Source organism: Bacillus cereus group sp. BfR-BA-01331 (assembly GCF_022663915.1).
GTDB lineage: Bacteria > Bacillota > Bacilli > Bacillales > Bacillaceae_G > Bacillus_A > Bacillus_A mycoides.
In genome coordinates this window covers 1-894 of sequence record NZ_JAKUGJ010000129.1, presented here as the reverse complement: position 1 = coordinate 894, position 894 = coordinate 1, and the positions used below count along the sequence as shown (strand labels likewise).

Below are 894 nucleotides of genomic sequence, written 5' to 3'. Positions count from 1 at the left end.
TAGATGATGCCTGTCGTATATCAGGTGTGCCGGGAATGTCAATCTCAATACTTGCTGATGATGAAGTGTTCTACTTTTCTTCAGGGTATGCAGACCGTGAAAAGGGGTTGTCTGCAAGTGAAAATACACTCTATGAGTTAGCCTCGGTCAGTAAAGCTTTTACCGGTATGGGTATTATGCTGTTGGAAGAGCAAGGGCTGCTCTCAATGACTGACCCTGTCCAAAAATATTTACCTTGGTTTACGTTAAAGTATCAAGGGAAACCTGTTGATATGCAAAGTCTTACACTAAATAACTTTCTTCACCATACCAGTGGTCTAACAAATATTAGGCATACTCAAAATATTCCACAAGGCAATACACCGGATATGTTGCAAAAGACTGTGGAAATGCTCGTGGATGCTGAATTGGCGTTCCCTCCCGGTGAACAGTATAACTATGGAACCGTTAATTATGACGTATTGGGTTTGGTTATTGAGATTGTGTCGCGACAAAGCTATGAAGACTTTATGAAGGAACAGGTATTTCAGCCGTTAGGTCTTCACCAGACGTATGTTTATAAAGAAGATGCTCAAGCCACTGGACAGTTGGCACAGGGCTACCGTTCTTCCTTTTTTATGACAACTCCATTTAAAGCTCCGGATTATGCTGGGAATAAACCCGCAGGCTACATCATTTCTAATACAAAAGATATGGCGCGTTGGATGGGCATACAGATGGGTATCGTGCAGGACATACCCGAAATATTTCACACGGTTATCGAAAAATCACATAGGGGTGATATGTCTGTTTCGGCTGTCAACGGTATGTATTATGCGGCAGGCTGGTCCGTAAACGCCGAACAAACGATTATAGAACACACTGGGGGCAATCCAAATTTCAGAACCGAAGTAG

At 42.7% G+C, this 894-nt stretch carries 1 protein-coding gene; it reads left to right on the top strand.

The annotated features are described in order from the left end of the window. A partial coding sequence (locus tag MR155_RS31220) for a serine hydrolase domain-containing protein (RefSeq protein ID WP_242312117.1) occupies positions 1 to 894 on the top strand: 894 nt, incomplete at both ends.